Origin of the sequence: Vibrio sp. PID17_43, assembly GCF_002608565.1 — a bacterium.
In the GTDB taxonomy this organism is placed as follows: Bacteria; Pseudomonadota; Gammaproteobacteria; order Enterobacterales; family Vibrionaceae; genus Vibrio.
Window position 1 is genome coordinate 87244 of the sequence record NZ_LIXM01000007.1, and the last position, 16454, is coordinate 103697.

Annotated in this window: 10 protein-coding genes and 1 other annotated feature; of the genes, 6 read left to right on the forward strand and 4 right to left on the reverse strand. The window is 46.0% G+C overall.

Features of this window, described 5'->3' with window-relative positions:
• Window positions 1–71 precede the first annotated feature (71 nt).
• Together AK965_RS06670 and gltB are read right to left on the reverse strand one after the other, a co-directional pair.
• Window positions 72–1541, reverse strand: a complete 1470-nt coding sequence (locus tag AK965_RS06670) for a glutamate synthase subunit beta (RefSeq protein WP_099078887.1) — start codon at window positions 1539–1541, stop codon at window positions 72–74.
• A complete protein-coding gene (gltB, locus tag AK965_RS06675) occupies window positions 1541–6091 on the reverse strand; it encodes a glutamate synthase large subunit (RefSeq protein ID WP_099078888.1) in 4551 nt (1516 codons plus the stop codon). The genes AK965_RS06670 and gltB overlap by 1 nt, the downstream gene beginning before the upstream one ends.
• Window positions 6092–6645: 554 nt before the next feature.
• On the opposite strand from gltB, the gene AK965_RS06680 reads away from it, so the two are divergent.
• The 3 genes from AK965_RS06680 (at window position 6646) to AK965_RS06690 (ending at window position 10821) form a co-directional block, all read left to right on the forward strand.
• Window positions 6646–7590 carry a TIGR01212 family radical SAM protein gene (locus AK965_RS06680; RefSeq protein WP_099078889.1) on the forward strand — a complete coding sequence of 315 codons (945 nt, stop codon included), beginning with the start codon at window positions 6646–6648 and terminating at the stop codon, window positions 7588–7590.
• Window positions 7591–8009: 419 nt separating this feature from the next.
• Window positions 8010–10370 (forward strand): aerobic respiration two-component sensor histidine kinase ArcB, encoded by a 2361-nt coding sequence (gene arcB / locus AK965_RS06685; RefSeq protein WP_099078890.1) that lies wholly within the window; start codon window positions 8010–8012, stop codon window positions 10368–10370.
• Window position 10371: 1 nt separating this feature from the next.
• On the forward strand, window positions 10372–10821 hold the full coding sequence (locus AK965_RS06690) for a lipoprotein (RefSeq protein ID WP_099078891.1): 450 nt from the start codon (window positions 10372–10374) through the stop codon (window positions 10819–10821).
• Window positions 10822–10891: 70 nt separating this feature from the next.
• Here the strand turns inward: AK965_RS06690 and arcA are convergent, their stop codons facing one another.
• A complete protein-coding gene (arcA, locus tag AK965_RS06695; protein WP_099078892.1) occupies window positions 10892–11608 on the reverse strand; it encodes a two-component system response regulator ArcA in 717 nt (238 codons plus the stop codon).
• Window positions 11609–11969: 361 nt separating this feature from the next.
• On the opposite strand from arcA, the gene AK965_RS06705 reads away from it, so the two are divergent.
• Window positions 11970–12377 carry a DUF3293 domain-containing protein gene (locus tag AK965_RS06705; RefSeq protein ID WP_099078894.1) on the forward strand — a complete coding sequence of 136 codons (408 nt, stop codon included), beginning with the start codon at window positions 11970–11972 and terminating at the stop codon, window positions 12375–12377.
• Window positions 12378–12430: 53 nt separating this feature from the next.
• Window positions 12431–12913, forward strand: coding sequence for a putative 4-hydroxy-4-methyl-2-oxoglutarate aldolase (locus tag AK965_RS06710; protein WP_099078895.1), 483 nt, complete (start codon window positions 12431–12433; stop codon window positions 12911–12913).
• Here the strand turns inward: AK965_RS06710 and AK965_RS06715 are convergent.
• On the reverse strand, window positions 12910–13380 hold the full coding sequence (locus AK965_RS06715) for a ribonuclease regulator (protein WP_172438093.1): 471 nt from the start codon (window positions 13378–13380) through the stop codon (window positions 12910–12912). The two genes, AK965_RS06710 and AK965_RS06715, sit on opposite strands and share 4 nt — an antisense overlap.
• Window positions 13381–13811: 431 nt before the next feature.
• Window positions 13812–13932, forward strand: a sequence feature (Thr leader region).
• A 53-nt stretch (window positions 13933–13985) separates the two neighbouring features.
• On the opposite strand from AK965_RS06715, the gene thrA reads away from it, so the two are divergent.
• Window positions 13986–16445, forward strand: coding sequence for a bifunctional aspartate kinase/homoserine dehydrogenase I (thrA, locus tag AK965_RS06720; RefSeq protein ID WP_099078897.1), 2460 nt, complete (start codon window positions 13986–13988; stop codon window positions 16443–16445).
• Window positions 16446–16454 lie beyond the last annotated feature (9 nt).

Genomic DNA, 16454 nt, shown 5'->3' on the forward strand with positions numbered 1-16454 from the left:
CTGATAATCAGCCATCTATAGTGCTGATGGCTGGATTTACGGCTCGAAAAGAAGAAGTGAGCGAACTCTGTTTACGTAGAAAGCATCAATGAATCTGCTTTTGCTTCTAGGTTTGTGCCACCCATTAGGTAACCATCGATAGCACGGGCACATTCACGACCTTCGTTGATGCAACGCACAACCAGAGATTGGCCTGTTCGCATATCACCTGCAGCAAATATACCTTCTTGGTTAGTGGCAAAACCTTGTGTTGCTACGTTACCGCGATCATCTAGCGCGATATCCAGTTGAGCAATCACCCCGGTTGGCTCTGGGTGTAGGAAACCCATCGCAAGGAATGCCATATCACATGGGATCACACGTTCACTGCCTTCTACTTCTTTGAAGCTTGGGCGCTCGCTTGGCTTAGCATCTTGCCAAACAATATCGGCCAGACGAAGGCCAGTGACTTCGCCTTTGTCATTACCAATGAATTCTTTGGTCAGGATGTTCCAGTGACGATCAACGCCTTCTTCGTGAGACGTCGACGTACGTAGGATCATCGGGTACTGTGGCCATGGCATATTGGCAGGGCGCTTCTCTGGTGGAATCGGCATGATTTCAACCTGAGTGATGCTTGCTGCGCCATGACGGTTGGAGGTACCTACACAATCAGAGCCAGTATCGCCACCACCGATGACGACCACATGCTTACCTTTTGCATGGATCTCTTCTGTTTTGAGATCCATGTTGTTAGCACGACGGTTGTTCTGTCCTAGGAATTCCATCGCAAAATGAACGCCTTTTAGCTCGCGGCCTGGAACTGGTAAGTTACGAGGAACGGTTGAGCCACCAGTCAGTAGAACCACATCGAATTCTTGACGCAGTTGCTGGGCATTCACATCAACACCAACGTGTTGGTTAACTTTGAATTTGATGCCAGCCTCTGCCATCAGATTGATCTTACGATCAATCACATCCATTCCCAGTTTGAAGTCTGGGATCCCAAAACGCAGCAGACCACCTACTTTCTCGTCTCGCTCGAATACCGTGACGGTATGACCTGCGCTGTTTAGCTGCTCAGCAGCCGCAAGACCCGCAGGGCCCGAACCAATGATCGCAACGGTTTTACCAGTGCGAGAACGCGGTGTTTTTGGTTTGGCATACCCTTCACGATACGCCGTTTCTACGATGGTTTTCTCGATATTACAGATGGTGATTGGGTCTTGGTTGATGCCAAGTACACAAGCACTTTCACATGGAGCAGGGCAAACACGACCAGTAAACTCTGGGAAGTTATTGGTCGAGCTTAGAATGTTCCATGCTTCTTCCCAGCTATCACGATAAACTGCGTCGTTAAACTCTGGGATGATGTTACCGATAGGGCAGCCGCTATGACAAAACGGCACGCCACAATCCATACAACGAGAAGCTTGAGTATTGATCTTGTCACCAAACTCCTCGTTCAGAACGAACTCTTTGTTGTTCTTGATGCGTTGAGCTGGGTCGACCTTCTGTGGAAGTTCACGACCATGCTCTAAAAATCCAGTAGGCTTACCCATTATACTGCCTCCGCTTGAGTTTCGTTTCCTTGAGACTGTGCTTCAGCTTTACGTTTTTGAAGAACCGCTTTGTAGTCACGCGGCATCACCTTAACCATAGAGGCTAGGCTAGCTTCAAAATTGTCTAGGAAAGACTGAGCGACTTCACTTCCTGTGAATTGAACATGCTTAGTTAGCATGTCGAGCAATAGATCTCTGTCTTCTTGCTCGATTGGATCTAGGTCTACTAGCTCTGGGTTCAGTTTTGACTCAAAGTCGCCTGATTTATCCCATACGTAAGCCACACCGCCACTCATGCCTGCGGCAAAGTTACGACCTGTTGAGCCAAGGATAATTGCTGCACCACCAGTCATGTATTCACAACCGTGGTCACCAACGCCTTCTACAACCACTTTCGCGCCTGAGTTACGAACACAGAAACGTTCACCAGCCATACCGCGAATGAAAGACTCACCTGAAGTTGCCCCGTAGAAACAGACGTTACCAACCACGATGTTGTCTTCCGCGACAATGCTCGACTTCGCATCTGGGTATAGCACTAGCGTGCCGCCAGACAAGCCTTTACCCCAGTAGTCGTTGGCATCACCTTCAACTTCGAATGTCACGCCCTTAGCTAGGAATGCACCGAATGACTGACCAGCAGAGCCTTTGAACTTAACGTTCATTGGTTGAGGCAGGCCTGCGTCTTTGTACACTTTCGAGATTTCGTTCGACAGCATGGTACCCGCAGAGCGGTCTGTGTTGACGATAGGGAACTCGGCATTTACCGCTTCACCTTTCTCTAGAGCAGGAATGGCGGCTTGAATCAGTTTGCGATCCAAGACATCTTCTAAGTTGTGGTTTTGCTGTGTTTGATTGAACACGCCATCCGCTTCGCGCGCTTGTTCAACGTGAAGAACTGGTGATAGGTCAAGATTCTTGTATTTCCAATGAGATACATCTTGGCGAACTTTTAGTTTTTGTCCTTGACCAACCATTTCGTCGATCGTACGGAAACCAAGTTCAGCCATGATTTCACGTAGACCTTGTGCCATGTACTGGAAGAAGGTTACGACGTCTTCTACGCGACCATCAAAGCGTTCGCGAAGTGTTTTGTTCTGAGTTGCGATACCAACAGGACAGGTGTTCTTATGACACTTACGCATCATGATACAGCCTTCAACCACCAACGCTGCGGTTGCTACGCCCCATTCTTCTGCACCTAGTAGTGTTGCGACTGCAAGGTCACGAGGTGTCTTCATCTGACCATCTGCTTGAACCACGATACGATTACGTAGACCATTCTTCAGTAGCGTTTGGTGAGTTTCTGCCAAGCCAAGCTCCCAAGGAAGACCGGTATGACGGATTGAAGACATTGGTGATGCACCCGTACCTCCGTCGAAACCTGCGATAAGCACAACGTCAGCTTTCGCTTTCGCTACACCAGAAGCTATCGTACCTACGCCAGCTTCCGATACCAGCTTCACGTTCACACGGCCTGCGCGGTTCGCGTTCTTCAAGTCGTAGATCAGCTGAGCCAAATCTTCGATTGAGTAAATATCGTGGTGTGGCGGTGGCGAGATCAGACCGACGCCAGGCGTCGAGTGACGTGTTGCACCGATCCAATCATCAACTTTATCACCCGGTAGCTGACCACCTTCACCTGGTTTCGCACCTTGAGCCATCTTGATTTGCAGCTCTTCAGCGTTAGTTAGGTAGTAAGAGGTTACGCCGAAACGACCTGAAGCCACTTGCTTGATTGCAGATCGTTCCCAATCGCCGTTCTCTTTGCGCTCAAAACGCATTGGGTCTTCACCACCTTCACCAGAGTTCGACTTCGCGCCAAGGCGGTTCATCGCAACAGCCAGTGTGGAGTGTGCCTCGTAAGAAATAGAACCGAATGACATAGCACCTGTCGCGAAGCGTTTCACGATGCTTTCAATTGGCTCGACTTCGTCGATAGAGATAGAACCTGCTGGGTTCTTAATGAACTCAAGTTGGCTACGCAGGGTTACCGCGTTGTCGCCTTGCTTATCTACTGCTGTCGCGTACTGCTTGAACTGCTCGTAGTTCTTGTTGCGCGTAGACTCTTGCAGTAGAGAGATAGTTTCTGGGTTGAAGAGGTGCTTCTCACCACGTTGTTTCCATTGGTAAACACCGCCAACATCCAACATTTGAATTGGGATTTCGCGTTGTGGGTAACCGATGCGGTGACGGATCAGCACCTCTTTGGCGATATCATCAAGGGTTAGACCCTGGATACGAGAAACCGTACCTGTGAAGTATTTGTCTACCACTGATTTGTGGATACCCAAAGCTTCAAAGATTTGCGCACCATGGTACGACTGTAGCGTAGAGATACCCATCTTCGAGAAGATCTTCAGAAGACCGCCATTGATCGCTTTACGGTAGTTGTTGAATAGGTCGCGAGGGTTCGCTTCTGGATCCAACTTCTTGGTGCGTTGTAACTCAACGATGGTTTCAATAACCAAGTATGGGTTAACCGCATTCGCACCGTAACCAAGTAGCGTTGCAAAGTGGTGCGTTTCACGCGCATCACCGGTTTCAACCACGATGTCACACTTCGCACGTAGACCTTTACGGATTAGGTGGTGGTGTACTGCGCCAACCGCCAACATTGCAGGGATCGCCGCATGGTTTGAGTTCACTGCACGGTCAGTTAACAGGATGATTGAGTAACCATCGATAACTGCGTCTTCTGCGTATTGGCAGATACGTTTTAGTGCACGCTCAAGTTTGCCTTGATCTTCACTAGCTTGGAATACAATATCCAGTGTCTTCGCTTGTAGGTGCTCGTTATCGATCGCACGCAGTTTTTCAAGCTCAGAGTTCGCCAGAACAGGCGATTCCAATTCGACTTTCTGACAGTGAAGTGGGGTTTCAGTCAGAAGGTTTTGGTCTTTACCTAAGTAAGTATTCAGCGACATGACCATACGCTCACGGATCGGATCGATCGGTGGGTTGGTTACCTGTGCAAACAGCTGCTTGAAGTAGTTTGAAAGATGCTGAGATTGGTGAGATAGAACCGCAAGCGGCCAGTCGGCACCCATTGCTGATAGTGGCTCTTTCGCGTCATTCGCCATTGGGACGATGATTTCGTTTACTTCTTCACTGCTCACACCGAAAGCTTGTTGACGGTGTAGCAAACGCTCAGGAGAAGGTTGGCTGAATTGGTTGCTTGCGTCTGGCAGCTTCTTCAAGCTCAGTAGGTTGTCTTCTACCCATTTCTCGTAAGGCTGGGCCGTTGCGATGGTGTCTTTGACTTCTTCATCAGAGATGATGCGACCTTGCTCTAGGTCTGCAACGAAGATACGACCTGGTTGTAGACGACCGCGGAATTCAACGTTCTCTGGCTCAATATCCACCACACCAGATTCAGAAGCCATTACTAGGAAGTTGTCTTTGGTCACTGTGTAGCGAGAAGGGCGCAGACCGTTACGGTCCAGTGTCGCACCAACTTGAACACCGTCAGTAAAACATACTGAAGCTGGGCCATCCCATGGTTCCATGATGTTCGCGTGGTACTGATAGAACGCGCGACGTTTAGGATCCATGGTTTTGTTTTCTTGCCATGCTTCCGGGATCATCATCATCAATGCATGTGGCAGGCTGCGGCCAGAAAGCACTAGGAGCTCAAGTGCCATATCAAAGTTAGATGAATCTGAACTGCCTTCCTGACAGATAGGAAGCAGCATGTCGATTTCAGCCTGAGTGAACAGATCTGATTCTAGGATTGCTTCACGGGCTTTCATCCAGTTCAAGTTACCGCGAACTGTGTTGATTTCACCGTTGTGTGCAATGTAACGGAAAGGCTGTGCAAGACGCCATTTCGGGAAGGTATTGGTAGAGAAACGAGAGTGTACCAGTGCCAGTGCGGTCACCATGGTCGGGTTTTGCAGATCAAGGAAGTACTGAGGTACTTGCTCTGTCGTCAACTGACCTTTGTATACCAATGTCTTGTAAGACATTGAGTTAATGTAGAAGTCGTCACCAATATTTGAAACGCTTTCTAGGCAAACACGTACCGTGTAGTTACGAAGTACGTACAGTTTGCGCTCTAGCTCTTCAGGTGTGATGCCAGGACCACCAGAGATAAACACATGCTCAAACTGAGGCTCTGTGCTTAGCGGATCTGCACCGATCATTGAGTTATCGGTTGGCAGTACACGGTAGCCGATAACTTCAAGGTCTAGACGCTGTGCGTTGCGTTCTAGAATGTCACGGCATTGTTCGCGTTTGTATTCGTCTTTCGGGAAAAGAACGACACCAACCCCATACTTTTCAAACGAAGGCAGTTTAATGCCTAGCTTAACGGCTTCTTCTAATAGGAATTCATGAGGTTTTTGTAGCAAGATACCCGCACCGTCACCGCTGCATGGGTCACAACCTTGACCACCTCGGTGTTCCATGCGAGCCAGCATATCCAATGCTTGAGTCACGACTTCATGAGATTTACGGTTTTTAAGGTGAGCAACAAAACCGATACCACAAGCGTCATGCTCCAGCTCCGGAGTGTACAGCCCCTGTGAATTTTGCTCTCTATCTACCATAGATACATCCTTCCAGTTCAATGTCGACGCAAGAATCCCGGACAGATCTCGACTGCCTTAGGTGCGCTCTGTGCGTCTTGTCCTTTATATTTATGATTCGCCACTGGCCGAGGTTGACCAGTCTTGATTCCTTTCCGTATCTCGCAGGAAAAGTATTGCGAGAAAAACAATCCTTGGTGATATCCCTTTATTTATTACCACAATTTAGTGACTTATATAGGTGGGAACGAGATAACACCGACAATTCCCGTAATTGATGTCGTCTTTTTAATCACAAAAATTACGAGATTGTGTAAGTATCCTACAATTTAGTGACTTCGTAATGCAACGAAAAGTCGCTTTTGTGAGCTAAAAAAATTGTTTAAATATGCACTTTTTGTTTAACATTTGCGCAACAATGCATGCTTTGAATTGTATTTATGCAGGTTTATTGATTTCACACCACTCATGCATCGTTTGAATTGACTAAAATTGTTTGTTTTTTCTTGCAGGGATGTAATTTACTTACATTAATCGTAGTGAGATGCATTACGGTTTACAATTGGTGAGAATCTATGCAGTTACATGAATTGGTCAATACGTTAGGCCAAGACCTTCAGCGTCGTTATGGCGAAAAAGTCCATAAATTGACTTTGCACGGCGGCTTTAGTTGCCCAAACCGCGATGGTACCATTGGTCGTGGTGGTTGTACGTTTTGCAATGTGGCGTCTTTTGTTGATGAAGATGTGCAAATCAAAGGTATCCATGAGCAATTGAAAGATCGCGCCGGTGAGATCCACCGCGCTAAAAAGTACCTGGCATATTTTCAGGCATACACCAGTACCTATGCTGAAGTGCAAGTTCTTAAGAACATGTATGAAGAAGCGCTCAAGGCGGCAGATATTGTCGGTCTGTGTGTGGGGACGCGGCCAGATTGCGTGCCAGATGCCGTGCTTGATTTGCTTTCTGATTATGTGAATCAAGGCTATGAAATCTGGTTGGAACTGGGGCTTCAAACGGCCAATAACGAGACACTTAAACGCATCAACCGCGGCCATGATTTTGAATGTTATGCCGAGATCACCAAGCGTGCCCGTGCTTTAGGCATTAAGGTATGTACTCACCTGATTGCGGGCTTACCAAAAGAGACGCGCGTCGATAATGTCGAGACGATGCGAAAAGTGCTTGAAGTGGGCACGGATGGCGTCAAATTGCACGGATTGCACATTGTTGAGGGTAGCACCATGGCAAAGGCATGGCGTGCTGGTAAACTGGAAGCGCCGGAGCTGGAAGAGTATGTCGCGGTTGCTTCTGAATTGATCCGCATGACCCCCCCAGAAGTGGTCTACCACCGCGTTTCATCTGCGGCACGTCGACCAACCCTGCTATCCCCCCTGTGGTGTGAAAACCGTTGGTTAGCGATGACAGAAATTGGTCGTGCACTCAACAAAGAAGGTGCGCAGGGCAGTTTAGTTGGCAATCCCTTTGTCTACTCTAAGCCAGAATTAAAGATAGATTGAGTAAGTAGAGCGATCAACCGGTGGTCGCTTTGCATTTTAAAGGTTTATCTCCCTCATTTCCTCCCTTTGCCCTTGAGACGGAATCCGATGGGCGACAATTTCTATTTAGCGATAGTTTCTGCGCTTAGGCCGACCAAATTAAGATGGTTGGCCAATGCGTATCTGCGCGGCCTTAAATTATTGCTGATGCTTTGTGACCATTTGCTATAAGTTGAAAATAGACAGTTTAAATTGGCGTATTAAACACGCTAAACTGCATGTACTTTGGTGATTCCTCTTTGCTGGCCCTGAAGCATCTTCGATCACCAATATGTAATTCAGAAAAATTAAACAGACTGCACCTAAATGAACGGTTGTTTAAGCCTATCTAAATCCAAACGCTCAGGGCTCTATATCTCGCTTGTTCCATGGAGTAGTGAATGAAGCCCATGAAAAATCTCGCTCAGTATTACGTAGACTTACTCGTTAGGCTGGGGATTGTCCGTTTCTCAATATTATTGGCATTGGCATTAGTCGCATTGGCTGTTGTTGTTCAAGTCGGTATTACCTTGGCATTACAAGGCAATGTCGATGATATTGATATTGTCCGCTCTGTCTTTTTTGGTTTACTTATTACGCCTTGGGCGGTGTACTTCCTTTCCGTGGTTGTTGACCAGTTAGAAGAGTCTCGTCAGAGGCTAACTAAGCTGGTCGCTAAGCTTAAAGACATGCGCTCTCGTGACCAAGAGTTGAACTTTCAACTGCAGCAGAACATTGAAAAACTTAACCAAGAAATTGAAGAGCGTATTAAAGCCGAAGAAGGGCGTGAAGAAGCGATGCAAGATCTTGAAAATGAGGTCTTTCAGCGTGAACGCACTCAGTTAGAGTTGGCTGAGCGAACAGCATTATTGCGTTCTTTTATCGATGCATCTCCGGATCTGATTTATTACCGTAATGCCGATGGCGTGTTCTCTGGTTGTAACCGTGCGATGGAAGAATTAACAGGCAAAAAAGAGCATCAATTAGTGGGATTGAGCCCTTGGGATGTCTATAGCAAAGAAGTGGCGGAACACATTGTCGACACTGACCAGCAAGTGTTCGATGACAATCAGGCAATCACTTACGAGCAGTGGCTTGAGTACCCTGATGGTCGCAAGAAGTACTTCGAGTTGCGTAAGGTGCCTTTTTATAGCAAGGATGGGCGCCATTTAGGCTTGGTCGGCTTTGGTCGTGATATTACAGAACGTAAGCGTCATGAAGAGTCATTAGAAAAAGCCAGTCGTGATAAAACCACCTTTATCTCTACGATCAGTCATGAACTGCGCACGCCACTGAACGGCATTGTCGGTTTGAGCCGTATGCTGCTAGATAGTCCGTTGGATGATGAACAGCGCAAGCACATGCAAACGATCAATGTTAGTGCGATTACCTTAGGTCATATATTTAACGATATCATTGATATGGATAAGTTTGACCGTCGTAAGTTGGAGTTGCTACCTGCCCCTTTGAACTTTGAAGACTTTGTTGCTGAGGTTGAGAGTCTCTCGGCATTAATGGCTGAACAGAAAGGATTGCGTTTTGATCTCGAGCGTTTGAGCACGCTACCTAAAGCGATAGAAGTGGATGCTACCCGCTTGCGTCAGGTGATCTGGAATCTGGTCAGCAACGCGATGAAATTCACCAAAGAGGGCGGAGTGGTCATGACCGTCAGTGCTGAAGTCGATGAAGATTACGCGACCATTATTATGGAAGTCGAAGATACCGGTATCGGTATACCAGAAGAAGAGCTCGATAAGATCTTTGCGATGTACTATCAAGTAAAGTCAGGCAAAGATAACTTGCATGCGGTTGGGACCGGTATTGGTTTGGCCGTATCAAAACAGTTGATCAATATGATGGAGGGTGATCTGACTGTTGCGAGTGAAGAAGGCTTCGGTAGTACCTTTACCGTGTCGATTCATGTACCGATTGTGGCGTTAGAAAAGCCGGTTATCGATGCGAAACGTGATAACGTGCATCTAAATATCTTTATGGTTGAGGATATTGAACTTAACGTGACAGTCGCCAAATCACTGTTAGAGAGCCTGGGTCACACCGTTACTGTTGCGATGACGGGTGAAGAGGCGCTAATTAACTTTGTTCCTAATGAATACGACTTAGCGCTACTCGATATCCAATTGCCGGACATGACCGGTTTTGATGTGGCGAAGTACTATCGTGAACACTACGATAATTTGCCGCCACTGGTGGCACTGACGGCAAACGTCATGAAAGACCGCCGCGAGTACCTAGATAATGGAATGGACGATGTAATCAGCAAACCGCTTGCGGTACAAGCCCTTCAAGCTGTGATTGATAAGTTCTTTGTTGAGTGCGTTGAGTGTGAGAAGGAAGTGGTTGTGGAGTCAGAAGTGGTAGAAGAGGTTACGCCAACCCCACCTCCTGTCATCAACACCCATTTGCTTGATCTGGATATGCTAGAGTCTTATGTGGATATCGTTGGTGTTAAGCCAGTGTTCGACAGTATTAAGATATTCGAAGATATGATGCCAGCGTACATAGGGGTTCTGGACTCAAACATGACCGCAAAAGATCAAGATGGAATCGTGTCGGAAGCACATAAAATTAAAGGGGCTGCGGGTTCGATTGGTTTAAAACACATTCAAAGTGTCGCGCAGAAAGCACAATCGCCAGATATGCCAGCTTGGTGGGAAAATATATCCGATTGGGTAGATGAAATTAAAAACGAGTATCAAAATGATATTCAGGTACTAAAAAGTTGGTTGGAACAGAGGAAATAATATGAAGAGACTGTTATCTGCAACACTAGCAATTGCACTGCTGGCAGGTTGTAGTTCTGCTCCACAAATTGTTTGGCAGGAAAATAGCCAAGTCACAATGAATCAAGTGAGCATTGAGCTTAAGAGTAACCTTTGGGTGAACCTAATGCCAACCATTGGTGAAGTGCAAGAACAGAACGTACACGGTGCTTTGTATTTACAAGCAAACAAAGATTTGCCTGCGAACTTGACGGTTGATGCTCTGATCATTAAACAAGGTGACTCTGAGTGGCAGATAAATGGTGACTTGCTAGAACTACGTACGCACAGTGAAAACCAATGGGAAGTGGTGTTTGTGTGGCAGATTGAAGCTAATATGGAAAATCCAGTTGATATTGCACTGCTACTTGACGATGCTGGGAAACAAGCTTGGTTAGTCGAAAAAGGCATCCGAATCGACAAGGTGTACTGAATATACCAAATCGAAGGTAGAAAAAGGGCTTGCTCATGGAGCAAGCCCTTATTATTTGTTCTGGGGCAGATTAGTCTTCTAGATCGCCACAGAAGCGGTAACCTTCACCGTGAATAGTCGCGATGATTTCTGGCGTACCTGATACAGATTCGAAGTGCTTACGAATACGACGGATCGTTACGTCTACAGTGCGGTCATGTGGTTTAAGCTCACGACCAGTCATCTTCTTAAGAAGATCCGCTCGAGTTTGAATCTTACCAGGGTTCTCACAGAAGTGCAGTAGTGCGCGGAATTCAGAACGAGGTAGTTTGTAGCTATCACCAGCAGGGCTCACTAGCGAGCGACTGTTGATGTCTAGCACCCAGCCGTTAAACTCGTATTTTTCTACCGAACGTTTCTCTTCTTGCACTGCATTGCTGCTCATAGAGCGGCTCAGTAGGTTACGAGCACGGATAGTCAATTCGCGAGGGTTGAATGGTTTTGTGATGTAATCATCAGCACCAATTTCAAGACCTAGGATCTTGTCTACTTCATTGTCACGACCAGTTAGGAACATCAGTGCGATGTTCGCTTGCTCGCGTAGTTCACGAGCTAGCAGGAGGCCATTTTTGCCTGGAAGATTAATGTCCATAATGACCAAGTTGATTGCATTTCCTGACAATACTTGGTGCATCTCTTCACCGTCACTGGCTTCAAAAACAGCGTATCCCTCTGCTTCAAAAATACTCTTAAGAGTGTTACGAGTTACTTGCTCATCTTCTACGATAAGGATCTGCGGGGTTTGCATTGGCGGTACCTAAATTTGTGACAAAATTGTGCTAATAGAATAAATTCTAGGCAAAAATATAACATACAGGTAATGTGATTTTGATAATAAATCAACTTGTTCAAAAAAACACTTCTTTCAGCTATTCGCCTTCCGTGGAATTTTGCCAACTCACCAGTATCCAATGGCGACGTTTATTCTAAAGGGCTTGTTTACCGTTCAACTCCTATCTGACAGGGACTTTAGAACGTGAACACCCTAAGACATGGTGCGGATTTTATATTGTTAACAGCATGCTAACAATGCTCAAATGTTAATTCCATGCAGTTTGTTGATTTACATCAATTGATGAAATGTAACAGTTATTAATTGCTTAAAGGTTATGATAGAAAAAAGTAACGTGAGCATAGACGCAAAGTTATGGAATGCTTATGCAGGTTCAGTGTTTCGGTTTAAGACTCAATGGCAGGTTTCAAGCTATGCAGTGATAACCGCTTGGAACCCTAATAGTAATCAGCGGTCAAAAGAAGAGAATTGCATAAGTAATCAGGCGTTAGAAAAACAGCTAAACCACGTCAATTATGTGCCAGTTACCGTTGGTGATGATTCGTTTGAGTGGTATGAAGAAAGCTATGCGGTTGAACTTTCACCAGCGGAAGCCATTATTTTGGCTAAAACGTTTGATCAAAATGCCATTTACTATGTTGTCAATGGCGTACTCTACCTCATCGCCTGCGTAGAACCTTTGGTACGGAAAAAGATTGGTGCAATCGAGGAGAGACTGGTGTAGCAAAATACGATTCGCTGGAGCGCTGCTCGGGCGATAAAATTCATGGAGGATATATGAGAGACATAACCCCCGATATTTGCGATCAATTTGAAGAGCAAGTGATGTTACTGAATTTGCCACTGCAGAGCTTTGGTGGACGTTCGGCGTTCTTTGGTGAAATTGTCACGATACGTTGTTATCACGATAATTCAAAAGTTCGCGAAGTTTTGGAACAAAATGGGACGGGAAAAGTGCTTATTGTGGATGGGCATGGCTCGTGCCAAAAAGCATTACTTGGCGATCAGCTCGCTATGCTCGGTGTTGAAAATGGCTGGGAAGGCATCATCGTTTATGGCGCAATACGTGATGTGGCACAGCTCTCTCAAATGACGATTGGCGTCCAAGCGCTCGGAACTTGTCCCTTTAAAACCGAGAAACGAGGTATGGGAGAGGTGGATGTAACGCTTACCATGCAGAACCAAATCGTTCAGCCAAAACACTACGTTTATGCGGATTTAAATGGGGTGTTGACTTCTAAAGAGGTGTTTGACGTTTAGAAACGAAAACCTAATCCAACTTCAAAGCCTTGTTGCCAGTCTTGATAATCTAATGTTGCGTGAAGATCTAAACTCTCGGTGATCTTTACTCGGCTCGATACTTCGGCAGCAAGGTTGCGATCTTCTTCGCGCACGCCCTCCACCGTTTCACCTTTGTATGAACGAACGGTACTCTTTACGGTTACGCGATCATTAAAGTGATAGCTGATCCCACTGAGAAAACCACTTTGGTTTTGAGTTGGGGAGTTGTTCACACGAGCGCCAACGTAAAGATCAACAGAATCAAACAGTTCGTATGAGTAACCACCATCAATATTCCACACATCGAAATGGTCGTTTTGGAAGTTTTCACTTGAAATGAAAAGTTTGTGAGGTGATGACACCGTTTTGCCTGGAAGATAAGGTAGGACATTGGCCAAGGAAATGCTAGGCACAATAGATAGCAACAGAAAAATCCATTTTTTCACGTCGACCACTCCTTATGTCTAACTTTGTTATTAGTATTAGCTGAAAGCTTTCACTATTAAAGCATAGAATATGAAAGCTAGCTCATTAATTTGACGATATGTTTGATCCTATAGGGCTTGATCACGATTTACTTGTGTTGAATTGCATTAGAGAGTGATCAATTCTTTGATCTTGTCCTTTGCTGCCAAGCTCAGCCATCTTTGAGTTAAACTCTTTTTCTTTGTAGGAAGCGTACTCACATACGTACAGAAAAATGAATTATCGGCAAAGTGCTTTCTCGTGATTGTTCTTTAATTTCAATAGGGTTACTTAGAATAAACCGCTGAAAGACCGAAGAATAGACAACTTTTTATTGACTCGGCATGGGAAAGTCGGTAAACGTAGAGTTAAGTAAACGCGAAATTATCGTTGAATATTTATGACACCTAGTAACTTAGTAGCAATAACCATGACCATTATTATTACCGACACATCGCATGTTGGGGCAGGCTGCTGAGCGAAAGAAATTCAAAAAAAAGGCCTGTATCCAACAAGATACAGGCCTTTTTTTATGCTTTTTTAAACGAAATTTAGACAGAATTAAGCAGATACATCGGAGGAAGGGATGCGAGTATTGAAGTTTGGCGGTTCATCACTAGCGGATGCAGAGCGCTTTTTAAGAGCTGCGGATATTATTGCGAATAACGCTCAACAAGAAGAAGTAGCCGTTGTGCTATCGGCTCCGGGGAAAACGACGAATAAGCTTGTTGCCGTGATTGAAGGAGCACTACGTAACGGAGAAGCTGAGCTACAAATTAATGAGTTGGAAGAGTCATTTAAAACACTTTTAGCCCAGATCCAAACGGTATTGCCGGGTATTGACGCCGCGGCATACGATAACCAAGTCAAAACCTCACTTTCCCAGCTGCGCCAGTTTGTTCACGGTATTAACCTTTTAGGCATGTGCCCAAATAATGTCAATGCACGCATCATTAGCAAAGGTGAGCGTATTTCTATTCAGTTGATGAAAGCAGTGCTTGAAGCCAAAGGACAGCCAGCAAGCCTGATTGATCCAGTTGAATACCTATATGCGAAGGGCGACCACTTAGAAGCAATGGTCGACGTTGAAGTTTCTACTCAAAACTTCCGCCAAAAACCACTGGTGCAAGGTCATGTAAACATCATGCCTGGTTTTACCGCCGGGAATGAAAAAGGCGAGTTGGTTACCCTAGGTCGTAATGGATCTGATTATTCTGCAGCGGTTCTTGCAGCGTGTCTTCGTGCTGATTGCTGCGAAATTTGGACAGATGTAGACGGTGTTTATAACTGTGACCCACGCTTAGTTGAAGATGCTCGCCTGCTTAAATCTCTTAGCTACCAAGAAGCGATGGAGCTTTCTTACTTCGGTGCATCCGTTCTGCACCCGAAAACCATTGCACCCATCGCACAATTCCATATCCCATGTCTGATCAAAAATAGCTTCAACCCACAAGGTGCGGGCACGCTGATTGGTCAGGACACGGGTGAAGATAACCTAGCTATCAAAGGCATCACGACGCTAAACGACCTGACAATGGTCAACGTATCAGGCCCTGGCATGAAAGGCATGGTGGGCATGGCAAGCCGTGTTTTTGGTGCCATGTCTTCTGCAGGTGTGTCTATTGTACTTATTACTCAATCCTCTTCTGAGTATAGCATCAGCTTCTGTATTGAAGCGGAAGATAAACTAAAAGCGCAGCAGGTACTTGCCGAAGCGTTTGAATTGGAATTGAAAGATGGCTTATTAGAACCTGTAGAGTTCATTGACGACGTGTCTATCGTGACGCTAGTGGGTGATGGTATGCGTACTTCACGTGGCGTCGCTTCTCGCTTCTTTTCTTCTCTTGCTGAAGTGAACGTCAACATCGTAGCGATCGCACAGGGGTCATCTGAACGTGCTATTTCAGCGGTTATCCCAGAAGATAAAATCTCTGAAGCGATCAAAGCGTGTCACGAAAACCTATTTAATTCAAAGCACTTCCTCGATGTCTTCGTTGTTGGTATTGGCGGCGTTGGTGGTGAGCTGGTGGATCAGATTGAACGCCAACAAGCGAAGCTTGCGGAGAAAGGCATTGTGATTCGCGTATGTGGCTTGGCAAACAGCAAAGGTCTTCTACTTGATAGTGAAGGTCTGCCTCTAGAGCATTGGCGTGACCGTATGTCGGCAGCAACTGAAGAGTTCAGCCTAGCGCGTCTGATTTCTTTGGTTCAGCGTAACCACATCATCAACCCAGTATTGGTTGACTGTACTTCAAGTGAAGATATCGCAAACCAATACGCTGATTTCCTAGCTGCTGGCTTCCACGTGGTGACGCCAAACAAGAAAGCAAACACAGCAAGCATGACTTACTATCATCAGCTTCGCGATGTTGCGCGCAGCTCACGTCGTAAGCTGATGTACGAAACAACCGTAGGCGCTGGTCTACCGGTAATCGAAAACCTGCAAAACCTAATCTCAGCTGGTGATGAACTTGAGCGCTTCAGTGGCATCCTTTCTGGCTCTCTATCTTACATCTTCGGTAAGTTAGATGAAGGTATGAGTTTAAGTCAAGCAACCAACATCGCTAAGCAAAACGGCTTTACGGAACCTGATCCTCGCGACGATCTATCAGGTATGGACGTGGCGCGTAAGCTGCTTATCCTTGCTCGTGAAGCGGGTATGTCGCTAGAGCTAGAAGACGTTGTGGTTGATCAAGCTCTGCCACCAGGCTTTGATGATTCAGGCAGTGTTGATGAATTCATGGCGCGCTTACCAGAAGCGGATGCGTACTTTAAAGAGCTATCAGCTAAAGCGGCAGAAGAGGGCAAAGTGTTGCGCTACGTTGGTGAAATCGTTGATGGTAAGTGCACAGTCAGCATTGCAGCCGTGGATGAAAATGACCCAATGTTTAAGATCAAAGACGGTGAAAATGCACTGGCATTCTACAGCCGCTACTATCAACCAATTCCACTCGTGCTGCGTGGTTATGGTGCGGGTACTGAAGTAACGGCAGCTGGCGTATTCTCTGATGTGATGCGTACTTTAGGTTGGAAGTTAGGGGTATAACCACAATGA